The organism is Microbacterium sp. STF-2 (assembly GCF_034650155.1).
Taxonomy (GTDB): domain Bacteria; phylum Actinomycetota; class Actinomycetes; order Actinomycetales; family Microbacteriaceae; genus Microbacterium; species Microbacterium maritypicum_A.
The window spans coordinates 1731934-1746626 of the sequence record NZ_JARKMW010000001.1 but is presented as its reverse complement, the minus strand read 5'-3'; the positions used below and the strand labels follow the sequence as shown (position 1 = coordinate 1746626).

11 protein-coding genes are annotated in these 14693 nt (G+C 70.3%); 6 read left to right on the top strand and 5 right to left on the bottom strand.

The window, feature by feature from the left end; genetic code table 11:
• Positions 1-5 precede the first annotated feature (5 nt).
• Positions 6-4586, bottom strand: a complete 4581-nt coding sequence (locus MicroSTF_RS08400) for an ATP-dependent helicase (protein ID WP_322954917.1) — start codon at positions 4584-4586, stop codon at positions 6-8.
• A 229-nt stretch (positions 4587-4815) separates the two neighbouring features.
• Here MicroSTF_RS08400 and MicroSTF_RS08395 point away from each other — a divergent pair, with 229 nt between their 5' ends.
• From MicroSTF_RS08395 to MicroSTF_RS08385, 3 genes are read left to right on the top strand one after another with little or no spacing between them, the layout of a single operon-like run.
• On the top strand, positions 4816-5577 hold the full coding sequence (locus MicroSTF_RS08395; protein ID WP_322954915.1) for a DUF998 domain-containing protein: 762 nt from the start codon (positions 4816-4818) through the stop codon (positions 5575-5577).
• A 32-nt stretch (positions 5578-5609) separates the two neighbouring features.
• Positions 5610-6881 (top strand): sensor histidine kinase, encoded by a 1272-nt coding sequence (locus tag MicroSTF_RS08390; protein WP_297555700.1) that lies wholly within the window; start codon positions 5610-5612, stop codon positions 6879-6881.
• On the top strand, positions 6878-7537 hold the full coding sequence (locus tag MicroSTF_RS08385) for a response regulator (protein ID WP_029260003.1): 660 nt from the start codon (positions 6878-6880) through the stop codon (positions 7535-7537). The genes MicroSTF_RS08390 and MicroSTF_RS08385 overlap by 4 nt, the downstream gene beginning before the upstream one ends.
• A gap of 104 nt (positions 7538-7641) precedes the next feature.
• Here the strand turns inward: MicroSTF_RS08385 and MicroSTF_RS08380 are convergent, their stop codons facing one another.
• Complete coding sequence (locus MicroSTF_RS08380) at positions 7642-9333, bottom strand: ABC-F family ATP-binding cassette domain-containing protein (RefSeq protein ID WP_322954912.1); 1692 nt, start codon at positions 9331-9333, stop codon at positions 7642-7644.
• 289 nt (positions 9334-9622) lie between these two features.
• On the opposite strand from MicroSTF_RS08380, the gene MicroSTF_RS08375 reads away from it, so the two are divergent.
• A complete protein-coding gene (locus MicroSTF_RS08375) occupies positions 9623-9958 on the top strand; it encodes a hypothetical protein (RefSeq protein WP_297555704.1) in 336 nt (111 codons plus the stop codon).
• Here the strand turns inward: MicroSTF_RS08375 and MicroSTF_RS08370 are convergent, their stop codons facing one another.
• Positions 9959-10615: an alpha/beta hydrolase gene (locus MicroSTF_RS08370; protein WP_322954909.1), complete on the bottom strand. Its 657-nt coding sequence runs from the start codon at positions 10613-10615 to the stop codon at positions 9959-9961.
• Between the two features lie 72 nt (positions 10616-10687).
• Between MicroSTF_RS08370 and MicroSTF_RS08365 the strand changes: the two genes are divergently transcribed.
• Positions 10688-11293: an NUDIX hydrolase family protein gene (locus tag MicroSTF_RS08365; protein ID WP_021201180.1), complete on the top strand. Its 606-nt coding sequence runs from the start codon at positions 10688-10690 to the stop codon at positions 11291-11293.
• Between the two features lie 28 nt (positions 11294-11321).
• On the opposite strand, the gene MicroSTF_RS08360 is transcribed toward MicroSTF_RS08365, so the two are convergent.
• Complete coding sequence (locus tag MicroSTF_RS08360) at positions 11322-12389, bottom strand: threonine aldolase family protein (protein ID WP_167255555.1); 1068 nt, start codon at positions 12387-12389, stop codon at positions 11322-11324.
• A 101-nt stretch (positions 12390-12490) separates the two neighbouring features.
• Here MicroSTF_RS08360 and MicroSTF_RS08355 point away from each other — a divergent pair, with 101 nt between their 5' ends.
• A complete protein-coding gene (locus MicroSTF_RS08355) occupies positions 12491-13945 on the top strand; it encodes an MFS transporter (RefSeq protein WP_322954904.1) in 1455 nt (484 codons plus the stop codon).
• Between the two features lie 12 nt (positions 13946-13957).
• Here the strand turns inward: MicroSTF_RS08355 and MicroSTF_RS08350 are convergent, their stop codons facing one another.
• Positions 13958-14617: an SDR family NAD(P)-dependent oxidoreductase gene (locus tag MicroSTF_RS08350; protein WP_021201177.1), complete on the bottom strand. Its 660-nt coding sequence runs from the start codon at positions 14615-14617 to the stop codon at positions 13958-13960.
• Between the last annotated feature and the right edge of the window lie 76 nt (positions 14618-14693).

The following is a 14693-nucleotide window of genomic DNA, read 5'->3' as shown; positions in this document are numbered from 1 at the left end:
ATCGCTCAGACGACCTTGCGGAGGGTGTATCCGCGCGGCGTCGCCACGAAGCCGGCCTCCTGCAGGGCGAGCGCGAGTGCGGTGCCGTAGACCCCCTCGCCGTTGATCTTCTCGACGGTGAGGGTATCGAGGCGTCGGCTGCGCGCGGTGGCAGCGAGGTCGGCGGTGGCGGCACGCAGCACGTCGACGTCATCGCTGAACGACAGCACCGTGCGGCCACCGCGTTCCAGGGAGAGCACCAGGGTGCCGTCGACCAGGACGACCAGACCTCCCGCCTTGCGCCCGGGGCGGTGCGACACCCCGTCGAGCTTGGGCCAGCCGAGCGCCGCACCGTAGGGGTTCGCGGGGTCGGTCGCGGCGAGGGTGACGGCCGTGCGGGGTGGTGGATCGGCGAGGCCCGCGTAGGTGCGCAGTCGGTCGACGGTGCCTGAGGCGGCGAATTGCGCGGCGCCGAGCTTCTCGATCACGTAGCCGCGGCGACAGTGCCCCGCCTCTTCGAAACCGGCGAGCACTCGATAGGCCTGCGCGAAGCCGCCGGGCACGCCTTCGGCCTGCACGGCGCCGCGGGTCACGACGCCGTAGCGGTCGAGCAGGAGGCCGGCGGTGACGGTCGCCCGACGGGAGGGATCGGTCTCGAGTGCGGGCAGCAGCGACCAGCGTCCGCCGATCGACGCGGGCCGCGGTGCGGCGGATCCGGTGAAGGACACGCCGCGGTAGGTGCGGGCACGGGGGGCGCGGCGCTTCACCTTGTGTGCCTGCGAGCCGCCGGCGAGAAGAGAGCGGATCGGGGCGAAGGTGTCGTTGGTGACGTAGCCCGACCACGTCAGCGACCACAGCGCCTCGAGCACGGACTGCTCGTTCTCGGCCGCGGCCATCTCTTTCAGCTGGCCGGCGAAGTAGGCGCCGCCGACGTCGAGGGCGATGAGGATACGTGATTCCAGGGAGTCGGAGGCGATCTCGGCGTCGCGTTCCGGGAGGGTGAAGGGCGCGATGTCGGCAGGATGCAGCGACACCCAGCCGTCGCGCCCCGGAAGCGTGCCGTGCCCCGACCAGATGACCTCGCCGGCGGCCGTCAGCTCATCCAGCATCCCGGGGGAGTAGTCGCGCACGCGGGAGGGGAGGACCAACGATTCCCAGGCGCTCGCGGGAATCGGAACACCGGCGAACTGCTCGATCACGCTGAGCACGCCGTCGACGCCGTCGAGGGGGCGACCGATGTGCTGCCAGTCGGGCAGGAATCGGGCGTACGCCTCGGGGGAGACCGGTTCGACCGATCCACGGATCGCGGCGAGCGAGCGCATCCGCAGGCGGCGCAGCACCTCGGTGTCGCACCATTCGATCGCATCGCCGCTGCCCGCCGCCTCCGGCAGGAAGTAGCCGCTCGTGATCCGCCCCGCGGTCTCGAGGCGCTGCAGGGTGTGCCGGGCCACCGCGGCGCCGAGTCCGAACCGGGCGGCGATGGCATCCGTCGTGAACGGGCCGTGCGTGCGGGCATGGCGGGCGATGAGGTCGCCGAGCGGGTCGGCGACGGGTTCGAGGAAGGCGACAGGGACACCGGTCGGGAGCGCAGCGCCCAGGGCATCGCGCAGGCGTCCTGCATCTTCGATCGCCGCGACCCGGCTCGTGCCGGCGATGGTCACGGGGATCGCCCGGCGCGCGGTGATCAGCTCGTCGAGCAGGGCGGCTGCCGAGGTGTCGACGATCGAGTCGGGGTCGAGGCGGGCCGTCGCCTCGTCGGCGTCGAGGGGGCCGAGCATCCGCAGCAGGTCGGCGACGCCCTCGAGTCCGCGCGCTCGGCGATCGGGGTCGAGACGCTGCGCCTCGCGCTCGAACTGGGCGATCACGTCGGGGTCGAGCAGTTCGCGCAGCTCGACCGTGCCCAGCAGCTCGCCGAGCAGTGCGGGGTCGACCGAGAGAGCGGCCGCTCTGCGCTCGGCGAGAGGGGAGTCGCCCTCGTACATGAAGGCGCCCACGTAGCCGAACAGCAGGTCACGGGCATACGGCGAGGGCTGGCCGGGCTCGGTCTCGACGAGGCGGATGCGGCGGTCGGCGATCGACGTCGCGAGGGTGCGCAACGAGGGGAGGTCGTAGACGTCCTGCAGCACTTCGCGCAGGGTCTCGAGGATCACCGGGAAGGTCGGATGGCGCCTGGCCACCTCGAGCAGCTGAGCCGACCGCTGTCGCTGCTGCCACAGCGGGGTGCGCTTGTTGGGATTCATGCGGGGCATGAGCAGTGCCCGCGCCGCGCACTCGCGGAAGCGGGACGCGAACAGGGCGGAGCCGCCCACCTCTTCGGTGACCAGGTGTTCCAGCTCGTCGGGCTCGAACACGAACAGCTCTGCGCCGGGCGGCTCGGCCTCGGCATCGGGGATGCGCACGATGATGCCGTCATCGCTCGCGACCGCCGACCCCTCGACGCCGAGGCGCTCACGCACCCGGGCATTGATCGCCAGCGCCCAGGGTGCGTGCACCTTCATGCCGTAGGGGGAATGCAGGATGACACGCCAGTCGCCGACCTCGTCGCGACCGCGTTCGACGGTGAGCGTGCGGTCGGTCGGGAGCGTGCCCGTCGCTTCGCGCTGCTCGGTCAGGTGCGCCATGAGGTTCGCGCGCGCCTGCTCGTCGAGTCCGGCGTCGATCAGTCTCTGCGCCGCCTTCTCGGGCGTGGCCGCCGACACCTCGCGGGAGAACGCGCCCAGAGCCTCGCCGAGCTCGAACGGCCGGCCGATCCCGTCGCCGTGCCAGAACGGCACCTTGCCCGGCTGCCCGTAGGCAGGGATCACGTTGACGCGGTCGTGGGTGATCTCCGCGATCCGCCAGCTCGTCGTACCGAGCGTGAACACGTCGCCCACCCGCGACTCGTAGACCATCTCCTCGTCGAGCTCGCCGACCCGCGCGCCCGTCGATTCGCCGGCCACGAAGACGCCGAACAGGCCGCGGTCCGGGATCGTGCCGCCACTGGTCACCGCGATCCGTTGTGCTCCCGGTCGCCCGGTCAGCGTGCCGGCATCGCGATCCCACACCAGTCGGGGGCGCAGCTCGGCGAACTCGTCGGACGGGAATCGACCGGCCAGCAGATCGAGCGTCGCCTCGTAGGCCGAACGCGGAAGAGCCTGGAAGGGCGCCGACCGGCGAACCGTCTCGAACCACTCCTCGACCCCGATGGCTCCGAGGGCGCTCGCGGCGACGGTCTGCTGCGCGAGGATGTCGAGCGGGTTGCGCGGCACCTGGATCGCCTCGATCTTGCCCGCGAGCATCCGCTCGGTCACGATCGCGGTGTGCAGCACGTCGCCGCGGTGCTTCGGGAAGAGCGCGGCGCGACTGATCTCGCCCACCTGGTGACCGGCGCGGCCCACCCGCTGCAGACCGGAGGCCGCCGAGGGCGGTGCCTCGACCTGGATCACGAGGTCGACCGCTCCCATGTCGATGCCGAGCTCGAGGCTGCTCGTCGCGACGACGCAGCGCAGCGCGCCGGACTTGAGCTCTTCCTCGACCTGCGCGCGCTGCTCCTTCGAGACCGAACCGTGGTGCGCTTTCGCGAGCACGGGATCGGCACCTGCGGTCGCTCCGGCCTGCGCCATCATGGCGGCGGGTACGGTCGCCGCCGGAAGTTCGACGCCGATCCGCTCGGAGTAGATCTCGTTCAGACGCCCGGTGAGGCGCTCGGCGAGGCGACGGGAGTTGGCGAACACGATCGTCGAGTTGTTCTGCAGGATGCGGTCGACGATCGCCTCCTCGACGTGCGGCCAGACCGAGCCGGTGACCTCGGAGTACTCGGCATCGGCGGCATCCCCCGGCACACCGGGAGGGGGCGGCGGGTTGGTCATGTCATCCATCGGCACGACCACGCCGAGCTCGAAGGTCTTGGATGCGGGGGGCGCGACGATCTCGACCGGAGCCGAGCCGCCGAGGAACCGGGCGACCTCGTCGATCGGGCGGACGGTGGCCGAGAGTCCGATGCGCTGCGCGGGAGTCTCGATGCCGTTCGCGCGGCGCAGCGCGTCGAGGCGCTCCAGGCTCACGGCGAGGTGCGCGCCGCGCTTGGTGGCGGCGACCGCGTGCACCTCGTCGATGATCACGGTGTGCACGCCGCGCAGCGTCTCACCTGCGCGGCTCGTCAGCATGAGGTACAGAGACTCGGGGGTCGTGATGAGGATGTCGGGCGGGTCGGACACGAGCTTGCGTCGGTCGCTCGAGGTCGTGTCGCCCGAGCGCACGCCGACCGTCACCGCCGGCGCCGGGACTCCGAGCCGTCTGGCCGACTGTCCGATGCCGATCAGGGGCGAGCGGAGGTTGCGCTCGACGTCGACGCCGAGCGCCTTCAACGGAGAGATGTAGAGGATGCGCGTGCGTGGCTCGCCCTTCGCCGGAGGGGCGGTCTCCGCCATGCGCTCCCGGAACACGCTGTCGATCGCCCACAGGAACGCCGACAGCGTCTTGCCCGACCCGGTCGGTGCCACCACGAGCGCGTGCTTGCCCGCGGAGATCGCATTCCAGGCGCCCGCCTGCGCCGGCGTGGGCGCGGGGAAGGCCCCCCGGAACCAGTCCTGCGTCGCGGAGGTGAAACGGTCGAGCACGTCGCTCATCCCTCCATCTTCGTCGAGGCCGGGGACATCGGGGTCGTGAACGATGTCGGCGGAAGGCGGGAGGTTCGCATGCGCACACCTCCCGCGACCGCGAAGCGACGGCTTTCGGCGGAGGTCGTTCCCCTCACATCGCGACGGCGAAGGGGCGTCGTACCTCGGTACGACGCCCCTCGACAGTGGGCACTCCGGGCCGACGCGACCGGGTTCCCTCCGCTCATACCGTCTCCCTATGCCCACCGAGAACACCACCCCTCCGTCCGCCGGAAACGCTCTCCGCATCGTCGCCTCGATCGTCGGAAGCCTGCTCGTCGCCGTCGCGCTGACCATCATCTGGGTCGCCCGTCTGAGCATCGACCGCGTCCTGTATGTGAGCGGACTCGGAGCCGACGGCGAGCCGACCGCGGGATGGTTCGAGCTCGCACTGCTGCTCCTCGTCACCGGTGGCTTCGCTGTGGCCTGGGCCTCGCGCGGGCTGCGTTCGACGGTGCCGTGGTTGAGCATCTGGTCGCCGTCGTTCTCGGTGGCGATGGCATCATCGCTGTTCCTGGTGGCCTCGCAGGTCACGTGCACGACCGGGTGCCCGCTGCCGGTGGGGCCCGCGTTCACCTGGCAGGACCTGGTGCACACCACGGTCGCCGTGCTCGCCTTCGCCCTGGCCGCGTTCGCAATGCTGCAGGTCTCCTTCGTCGAAGGTCGGCGCACGCTCCGGGTGCTGTCGCTCGGCGCAGGCATCTCGACGGCCGTGATCGCCGCGGCGGGAGGCATCCTCTCCCTGCTGCAGTTCCGCACGGACATCGGCAGCATCTTCGAGCTCGTCGCGACCACCATCGGCATGGGGTGGCTCGCGATCCTCGGAATGGACACGGCGGTCGCGCAGCGGCGTCGACGGGTACGGCGCGAGACGTGGAAACCGGTGGCGCCGACCCTCGACCCGCATCAGAGCACCGCGCGTCGCACCACGACGGGTGCGCTCGTCGCCGTCTCCCGCTGAGGAACCCGACGTGCGGTGCGTAGAGTCGTCACATGCGAGAGTCAGCATCCGTCGGCGAGAGCGGGGTCCGGTCGGTGGACCTGCCGCGGCCGCCGGGGGTCGTCCGGCGGTTCTGGGGAAACCACCCCTGGCTCTTCGACGGTCTGCTCACCTTCGCCTACCTCATCGTGAGCGTGTTCTGGGCGGTCGTCGCTCCCCTCTCCTCGGGCGACTGGACTCCGCTCGCTCCGATCGTCGTCCCGATAGTGCTGGGCGTTCTCGCGGCGGGAGGACTCCTCTTCCGCAGGCATCGGCCGTGGCTCACGTTCGCGGTCTTCGCGGTCGTCGCGGTCGTCGCGCTCATCGCCGACACGCCTGCCGAGCCGATCGGCGTCGGCTTCGCCCTCTACGCGCTCTTCGTCTACCGCTCGAACCGCAGCGGATGGGTCGCCTTCGGGGTGACGGTGCTGGCCGGGGTCGTGGTGCTCCCCGCTCTCGACTGGCTGCGCCGCGGTGCCCCCGATGGCGGCTTCACGTATGTGCCGGGCAGCCTGCTGTTCCTCGTCGTGATGCTGATCGCCGCGCTCCTCGGAGTCACCGTGGGTGACCGGCGGCGCTACATCGGGGCGATCCTCGACCGCGCCAACCAGCTCGCACGCGAACGTGACCAGCAGGCGCGGATCGCGACGCTGGCCGAGCGCGCGAGGATCACCCGCGAGATCCACGACGTCGTCGCGCACAGCGTGTCGGTCATGGTGTCGCTCGCCGACGGCGCCGGCGCGCTCGCGGAGAAGGATCCGCAGCGTTCGCGCAGCGCCATCCAGGAGATCGGCGAGGTCGGACGGCAATCGCTCGTCGAGATGCGCCAGCTGCTGGGCGCGCTCGGCGACGACGCGGACGACGGCGAGGAGCAGAGCCCGCTGCGCCCCAACCCCGGACTGGCGGAACTCACGGCCCTGGTCGAGACCTTCCGCTCCGCGGGCCTGCCGGTGACGGTGCATATGCAAGGGGCGGCGCCCGGGTCACCGGCGCTGCAGAACACGATCCACCGCATCGTGCAGGAGGCGCTCACGAACGCGCTGCGCTATGCCAAGGACCCGCGTGAGGTGCTCGTGAGTCTCGATCTCCGTGGCGAGGTCCTCGTGATCGAGGTCACCGATGACGGCCGGCAGGGCCCGCCGGCGGCCTCGGTCGGATCGGGCCGCGGCCTCGTGGGCGTACGGGAACGTGCGCGGCTGGCCGGCGGGACGGTCGACGCCGGTCCGCTCCCCGAGGGCGGATGGCGCGTACGGGTGGAACTTCCCGAACAGGAGGAACAGGGATGACCGAGGAGAAGATCCGGCTGCTCATCGTGGACGACCACGAGTTGATCCGTCGCGGTATGCGGATGGTGCTCGATGCCGAAGATGACATGCAGGTGGTCGGGGAGGCCGTCTCAGGAGCGGAGGCCGTGCACCTCGCGGCCGATCTGCGACCCGACGTGATCCTGATGGACATCCGGATGCCGGAGATGGACGGGATCGAGGCGACCAGGCGCATCGTGCGGAGCACGCCGTCGAGCCGGGTGCTGGTGCTCACGACCTTCGACCTCGACGAGTACGCGTTCGGCAGCCTCCGCGCAGGAGCGAGCGGGTTCCTGTTGAAGAACACCCCGCCCGCGCAGCTGACCGCCGCGATCCGCGCGATCGCCGCCGGTGACGCCCTTGTCTCGCCGCGCGTCACACGGTCGATGCTCGACCTGTTCGCCACCCGTCTTCCCCGACAGGCCGAGGCGGTCGATTCGCGGCTGGACGTGTTGACCGAACGCGAGCGGGATGTCTTCCTCGCGATCGCCAAGGGATACAACAACACCGAGATCGGCGAGAGCCTGTTCGTGTCGGAGTCGACGGTGAAGACCCACGTCGGCCGCATCCTGCTCAAGCTCGATCTGCGCGACCGCGTGCAAGCCGTCATCCTCGCCTACGAGGTCGGCCTCGTCTGACGGTTCCGGTGCGACGACGGCGCGCGCCGAGGAAACGGAGTCCCGGCGCGCGTCGTCGTCTTCCGCGCGTCGTCGTCTTCCGCGCGTTGTCGTCCTCCCGCGCGTCACTGCTCCAGCGAGACCTCCTGGAGCGCGCCGTCGGCGTCGATCTGGAGTGTCAGATCGAGGTCGAGCCGCCGCAGGAACGCATCGTCGTGACTCACGATGAGCACGGCCCCGCGGTAGGCGCGGAGGGCGTCGACGACTTGGTCGACCGTGTCGAGGTCGAGGTTGTTCGTCGGCTCGTCCAGCACCACGAGGTGGGGTGCCGGGTCGGCGAGCAGCAGCTTCGCCAGCGCGACGCGGAAGCGTTCGCCACCGGAGAGGGCGGCGACCGGTCGCTCGGCGGTGGCCCCTCGGATGAGGAACCGCGCGAGGCGGTTGCGCAGCTCCTTCTCCGGGACGTGCGGCGCCGCGGCCGCGATGTTCTCGAACACCGACCGCTCCTCGTCGAGGCCGTCGACCCGCTGCGGCAGGTAGCCGATCAGGTCGGTATGGGCTTCGGCATGCAGGGCTGGCCGTACGGAACTCAGGACCTCCGTCTCGGATCCGCTTCCTTCCCGCCCCTGCGGCCCGACGGGAGTCATTGCTCCTGAGCTGTGAACGCCGGTGGCGACCAACCGCCCCAGCAGTGTGGTCTTCCCCGCGCCGTTGCGTCCGATCAGCGCGACCCGCTCCGGCCCCTGGATCACCCACGCGCGTTCGTGATCGCCGACCGTCGCGATGCGGCGGCTGCGCGACACCTGAGGGTCGGGCAGCTCGATCTTCATCGACGAATCGGAGCGTACCCGTCGCCCGGCTTCGTCGAGCACCGAGCGCGCGGCATCCTCCTTCGCTCCGACCTCGGTGCGGAGCCTGCCGGCCGATACCTCGGCGGCCATCTTCCGGCCGTGCGCGACGATCTTGGGGACCCGCTTCTCGATCTCGGCCTTCTTCGCGGTGCGGGTGCGGTGAGCGAGCTTCACCTCGGCTTCGATCCGCTGGCGTTTCTCCTTGCGGAGCACCTGGGCGGCGGTGACCTCGGCCTGCTTCGCGGCATCCTGCTCGGCGTCCAGCCACGCACGCCACTCCGAGTAGGGTCCGCCGAACACGCTCAAGGTCTGGGCGTACAGCTCGGCGGTGTCGTCCATCAGCTCGAGCAGAGACAGGTCGTGGCTGACGACGATGAGTGTGCCCTTCCAGGCGCGCACCATCGCCGCGAGCTTCGCCCTGGCGTCACGGTCGAGGTTGTTGGTCGGCTCGTCGAGGAGCGTGATCGGTGCGCGGCGCAGACGGATGCCGGCGATCGCGACGAGCACGGCCTCCCCGCCCGACAGCTCGCCGACCCTGCGGTCGAGGAAGTCCGAGGCGAGTCCGGCCTCCGCCAGGGACGCCTCGGCGCGCGCCTCGATGTCCCAGTCGTCGCCGACCGCGTCGAAGTGGGCGGGATCCACGTCGCCGGCGCTGATCGCCCGCACGGCATCGAGCGCCTCGGACACCCCGAGGAGGTCGGCGACGCGGCGGTCGACGTCGAGCGTCAGCTGCTGTGGCAGGTACGCGACCTCGCCGGATGCCGAGACGACGCCCGACGTCGGTTCGAGTTCGCCGGCCATCAGCCGCAGCAGCGTGGACTTGCCTGCGCCGTTGCGTCCGACGAGGCCGGTGCGGCCCGAGCCGAACGACCCGGAGACGCCGTCGAGCGCGACCGATCCGTCGGGCCAGGTGAAGGTGAGCCGGTCGAGGATGACCGACGCGTGAACAGTGGTGGGAGTTGACATGAGTGTCTCCTGTCGGGTGCGAGGGTGCACTGACACCGAGCCCCTGCCGGGCCGTGACACGCGTCACAGGATGCGAGAGGAGAGGGTCTGCCGTGGAGTCGGCGATCGTCGGGTCAGCGCGCGGAAAGAAGAGCGCGGAGGCGACGGATCAGATCAAAGGACTTCCAGACACGGCGGACAGGACTCCCCGACGATACCCGGGGTTGTCAGGATCGCGCAACCCCCGGGCGTGTCGGATCTCCGTCGCGTGGGGGATGCCGTCGAGCCGACGGGTCCGTACCGTGGAGTCATGGCAGATCAGGATCCGAGTCCGCAGGAGTCGCGTTCGCGCATGGGGCTGGGCGTCGGGCTCGCGCTCGGGGTGGCGATCGGAGCGTCGATGGGCGCCGCCCTGCAGAACTGGGCGCTCGGCATCGGGATCGGTCTGGCGATCGGCGTCGCGCTCTCCGTCGCCATCACGTCGGGCGGGGGTTCCCGCCCGGGAAGACAGCCTGAGGGCGACCCTGACGACGCCCCTGACAGCGACGGCCCTGACGGCGACGACACCGACGACGGCCCTGACGGCGATCCCGGCGCTTCCGCGGAGAAGCCAGAGGAGAAGCCCGACGAGAAGCCCGAGCTCTGATCAGCCGTTGGTGATCCCCTCCAGCCACTTCGTGAAGAACCGGTGCACGTCGGTCAGCTCCTCTTCGGAGATGCTGTGGGTGAGTCCGGTGTACACCCGTCCGGAAAGCTCGGAGTGCGCAGGCAGCCACTGCGCGGTGTGATCGATCAACGCGGGCGGGATGACGTCGTCGTGCGTGCCCCGACCCCAGAACACGTGCGGGCGCAGTTCTGCCAGCGACTCGTCGTTCGGCAGCTCGCCCGGTGCCGCGTAGCCGCTCAGGACCGCGACGGCCCCGAAGCGCTCCGGTGCCAGGCGCAGAGCCTGCAGCGACACCGCCGCGCCCTGAGAGAAGCCGAGCAGGGCGACCGAGGGGGCATCGGCTGCTGCGGTGTCGAGCCAGCGCAGGAATGCCTCCGCCGCGACGGTCACGGCCTCGGAGCTGCGCCCGTCGAGCCCCTCGATCGGATACCAGGAGCGCCCCGGCATCGGCCACGGGGGTGCGAGGGGCGCAGCGACGGATGCGACGGCGATGCCCTCGGGGAGGAAGGGGACGAGTCCGAACAGGTCGTGCTCGTCGGCGCCGTAGCCGTGCAGCAGGACCAGCAGTGGCATCCCCGCGCGGTCGGGGGACGACCATCGGGTCGCGGTGTCGTCGATCGTCAGGTTCTCGCTCACACCGTCATCCTGCCAGGGGCGACCGACGTGCGAGCGGTGTCGGTTCGCAGAAGCGGCTGGTAGAAAGGACACATGGCCGTCCGCACACCTGATCCCGATCCGGAGCCCGATGACGACGGTCTCGGTGACTTCCCGGATTCGAACCGGCCCGCGCCCGACGCGAATCCCGGCTGGCTGAGCGAGTTCGAGCTCGAAGAGGCTCGGCGCCGTCTGCCGATGCTCTACGTCGAGGCGATCCCGGTGCGCACCGACGGCTCCGGCCAGGTGATCGAGATCGGCATCCTGCTGCGCTCCACTCCGATGGGCGAGATGACGCGCACGATCGTGTCCGGTCGCGTCCGCTTCGGTGAGACGATCCGCGACGCCCTCTTCCGCCACGTCGAGAACGACCTGGGCCCGATGGCCTTCCCGCTGCTGCCGCCGCAGCCGCTGCCGTTCACGGTGGCCGAGTACTTCCCGATCCCCGGGGTGAGTGCGTTCCACGACGATCGGCAGCACGCCGTGTCGCTGGCGTTCGTGGTGCCGGTGACGGGAACGTGCGAGCCGCGTCAGGACGCTCTCGAGGTCACCTGGTTCTCGCCGGAGGCCGCCGGCTCCGACGCGGTCGCCGCCGAGATGGAGAACGGCCGCGGCACGCTCATCCGACAGGCTCTCGCGAGCCTCGGTCTGCTGCGCTGACGTCTTCTGCGCCGACGCTCGTGGAGGGTCAGGCCGTGGTGAGCCGGGCGAGTTCGGCGACGAAGGCGTCGACGTCGGCTTGCTCGGTGTCGAAGCCGCACATCCACCGCACCTCCTTGCGCGCCGCATCCCAGTCGTAGAAGCGGAATGAGTCGCGGAGCTGGTCGGCGACGCCGTCGGGGAGCGTGGCGAACACGCCGTTGGACTGGGTCGGCTGGGTGAATCCGACGCCCCGGATGGAGCCGTCGGCGATGCCGGCCTCGATCTCGGAACGCAGACGGGCCGCCATGGCGTTGGCGTGCTGGGCGTTGCGCAACCAGAGGTCGCTCTCGAGCAGGGCGATCAGCTGCGCCGACACGAACCGCATCTTCGACGACAGCTGCATGTTGAACTTGCGCGAGTACTTCAGTCCGTGGGAGGCCTCGGGGTTCAGCACGACGATCGCCTCGCCGAGCATGGCACCGTTCTTCGTCCCGCCGAAGGTGAGCACGTCGACACCCGCGTCACGGGTGAACGCGCGCAGCGGCAGGTCGAGGGCGGCAGCGGCGTTCGAGAGGCGTGCGCCGTCGAGGTGCAGCTTCATGCCGCGCTCATGCACGTGGTCGGCGATCGTGCGGATCTCTTCGGCCGTGTACAGCGTGCCGAGCTCGGTGGTCTGGGTGATCGAGACGACCAGCGGTTGCGCGCGGTGCTCGTCGCCCCAGCCCCAGGCCTCGCGGTCGATCAGCTCGGGGGTGAGCTTGCCGTCGTCGGTGGCGACCGTGAGCAGCTTGAAGCCGCCGATCTTCTCGGGCGCCGCAGCCTCGTCGACGTTGATGTGCGCGGTGGAGGCGGCGATCACCGCGCCCCAACGCGGCAGCATCGACTGCAGGCCGGTCACGTTCGCGCCGGTGCCGTTGAACACCGGGAACGCCTCCACGCCCTCGCCGAAGTGCTCCTGGAAGACCTCCTGCAGGCGCGCGGTGTACGCGTCCTCGCCGTAGGCGCTCTGGTGGCCGCCGTTCGCCGCGACGATCGCCGCAAGGATCTCGGGGTGGATACCGGAGTAGTTGTCACTGGCGAAGCCCCGGATCGCGGGGTCATGCTGGATGCTCACCTCCCCAGCCTAATTGTCCGGCCGGTGCTCGCGGTGCGACGACGATGCTCTGTCCGGAGAGGGGCTTCCGGATGTCGGAGGCCGGTCCTACCCTCTTAGGCATGCAGCGCACCGCAGCGAAGAGGGCCTTCGCCAACGTCCTCGTCAACACGCTCATCGCGAACGTGACGACGAGCTTCCTGTGGTTCGCGCTCACGTTCTGGGTCTACATCGAGACGCAGTCGGTGCTGGCCACGGGCATCATCGGCGGTGCCTACATGCTGTTCGTCGCGTTCTTCGCGATGGCGTTCGGCACGATCGTCGATCGAAACCGCAAGCACACCGTCATGGTGATCTCGAGCGTCATCTCGGCTGTCGCTTTCCTGGTGGCCGGGGTGCTCTACCTCTGGCAGCCCGAGGCGGCCCTGCTCGACCTGGGAGGACCGTGGTTCTGGCTGTTCTCTGGCATCATCCTGTTCGGCGGAGTCATCGAGCAGCTGCGCAACATCGCGCTGTCCACGACGGTCACCCTGCTCATCCCCGAAGAGAGACGTGCGAACGCCAACGGCCTGGTCGGCACGGTGCAGGGCATCGCCTTCCTCGTCACGAGCGTGTTCTCGGGACTCTCGATCGGCTTCCTCGGCATGGGGTGGACGCTCGCGATCGCGATCGCCGCCATGGCGCTCACGTTCGTGCATCTGCTGTTCGTACGCATCCCCGAGGGCAATCCGGAGCCCGACCCGAACGCGTCGAGCGCGCTCGACTTCCGGGGGAGCGTGCGGGCCATCCGGCTGGCTCCCGGCCTCTTCGCACTGATCATCTTCTCCACGTTCAACAACCTCATCGGCGGCGTCTACATGGCGCTCATGGATCCTTACGGGCTGACGCTCTTCGACGCCCAGACCTGGGGATTCGCCCTGGCGTTCGCGTCGACCGGATTCCTGGTCGGCGGGGGACTCGTGGCCAAGTTCGGTCTCGGTCCGAAGCCGATGCGCACGATGCTGCTCGTGGTCATCGCGATGGGGCTGCTGGGCTCCGTGTTCATGCTGCGGGAGTGGTGGCCGCTGTATGTGGTCGGCATGTGGGTGTACATGGCGCTGGTGCCTCCGGTGGAGGCGGCCGAGCAGACCGTGATCCAGAAGGTCGTGCCGTTCGAGCGGCAGGGGCGCGTGTTCGGAGTGGCCGCCGCGATGGAGGCGGCAGCGGCCCCGATCACCGCATTCCTGATCGCACCGATCGCCGAGTTCCTGATCATCCCGTACATGGACACGGCGCAGGGGCAGCGGCAGTGGGGGTGGCTGCTCGGCGAGGGAGAGGCTCGAGGCATCGCGCTCATCTGCCTGTTCGCCGGACTGATCATGGTCGTCGCCGCCACCCTGGCCTTCTTCACCCGCTCGTATCGCAAGCTCACAGAGCTGTACGCAGAGGCTCCGGAGCAGGAGGTCGCGGGGGCGGAGGAGGAGATCTCGGACCGGACACCGGACGATGACGAGACCGAGCCCGTCGTGACCCGGCGTGCGGACGCACCGCCCGTCGTGCCGGGGATGCCCCCCGAATCCGGGGGACCGCGTCGGTGATCCCGGGCGGAATCAGGCCACGTCGAACACCCGGTCATTGAGCTCGGCGGCGTCCGCATCCCACAGCGCGACGATCCGTGCAGCGAGCACCTCGGCATCGAGCGCCTGGGCGCGGAACACGACGGATGCGGCCCGCAGTGGCTCCCCGGCCTCGCGCGACGCCTTGGCATACCCCTGAGCGACCGCTCGGGCCCAGGCTTCGCTCGCGGCCTTGACGGCGGCGTAGTTCGCCCCGCCGGCGAGGGGACGTGCGACGGCGGTCGAGGAGACGATCGCGAAGCGTCCGGCCGCGGAGGCGCGCAGGGCAGTGTCGAACGCCCGGCTCGTGGCGCGCACCGCTTCGAGTGCCGGCAGCAGGGCGGCGAAGTCAGCGTCGGACTGCCCGGCCAGCCCTCCACCACCGCGCCAGCCGCCGACCAGCGGGACCACCGCATCCACGGGGCCGATCCGCGAGGCCACGGCGGTCATCGCGTCGAGGGAGGTCGCATCGGCGACCTCGACCTGAGCCCCGGCATCTGCGAGTTCCCGCAGGCGCTCCGCGGAGCGGCCGGTGGCGATGACACGGGCATGCGCGGCGACCAGTGCGCGTGTGGCGGCGAGGCCGGCGGCGCTGGTCGCTCCGGCGAGGACGACGGTGCGTCCGGCGGCGTTCGAATCGGTGCGTTCAGCCATGTGTCCACTCTTCCGCGTCGTCGGGGCTTCTGCGGCCGGAACCCGCGGAGAGATCCGCAGAACAGGTTCCGGCCGC

Bases quoted from the DNA above. Each gene is read 5' to 3' on its own strand.
- MicroSTF_RS08400 (WP_322954917.1), bottom strand. From the start codon at position 4,586: ATGAGCGACGTGCTCGACCGTTTCACCTCCGCGACGCAGGACTGGTTC.
- MicroSTF_RS08390 (WP_297555700.1), top strand. From the start codon at position 5,610: ATGCGAGAGTCAGCATCCGTCGGCGAGAGCGGGGTCCGGTCGGTGGAC.
- MicroSTF_RS08380 (WP_322954912.1), bottom strand. From the start codon at position 9,333: ATGTCAACTCCCACCACTGTTCACGCGTCGGTCATCCTCGACCGGCTC.
- MicroSTF_RS08355 (WP_322954904.1), top strand. From the start codon at position 12,491: ATGCAGCGCACCGCAGCGAAGAGGGCCTTCGCCAACGTCCTCGTCAAC.
- MicroSTF_RS08375 (WP_297555704.1), top strand. From the start codon at position 9,623: ATGGCAGATCAGGATCCGAGTCCGCAGGAGTCGCGTTCGCGCATGGGG.
- MicroSTF_RS08395 (WP_322954915.1), top strand. From the start codon at position 4,816: ATGCCCACCGAGAACACCACCCCTCCGTCCGCCGGAAACGCTCTCCGC.
- MicroSTF_RS08365 (WP_021201180.1), top strand. From the start codon at position 10,688: ATGGCCGTCCGCACACCTGATCCCGATCCGGAGCCCGATGACGACGGT.
- MicroSTF_RS08350 (WP_021201177.1), bottom strand. From the start codon at position 14,617: ATGGCTGAACGCACCGATTCGAACGCCGCCGGACGCACCGTCGTCCTC.
- MicroSTF_RS08385 (WP_029260003.1), top strand. From the start codon at position 6,878: ATGACCGAGGAGAAGATCCGGCTGCTCATCGTGGACGACCACGAGTTG.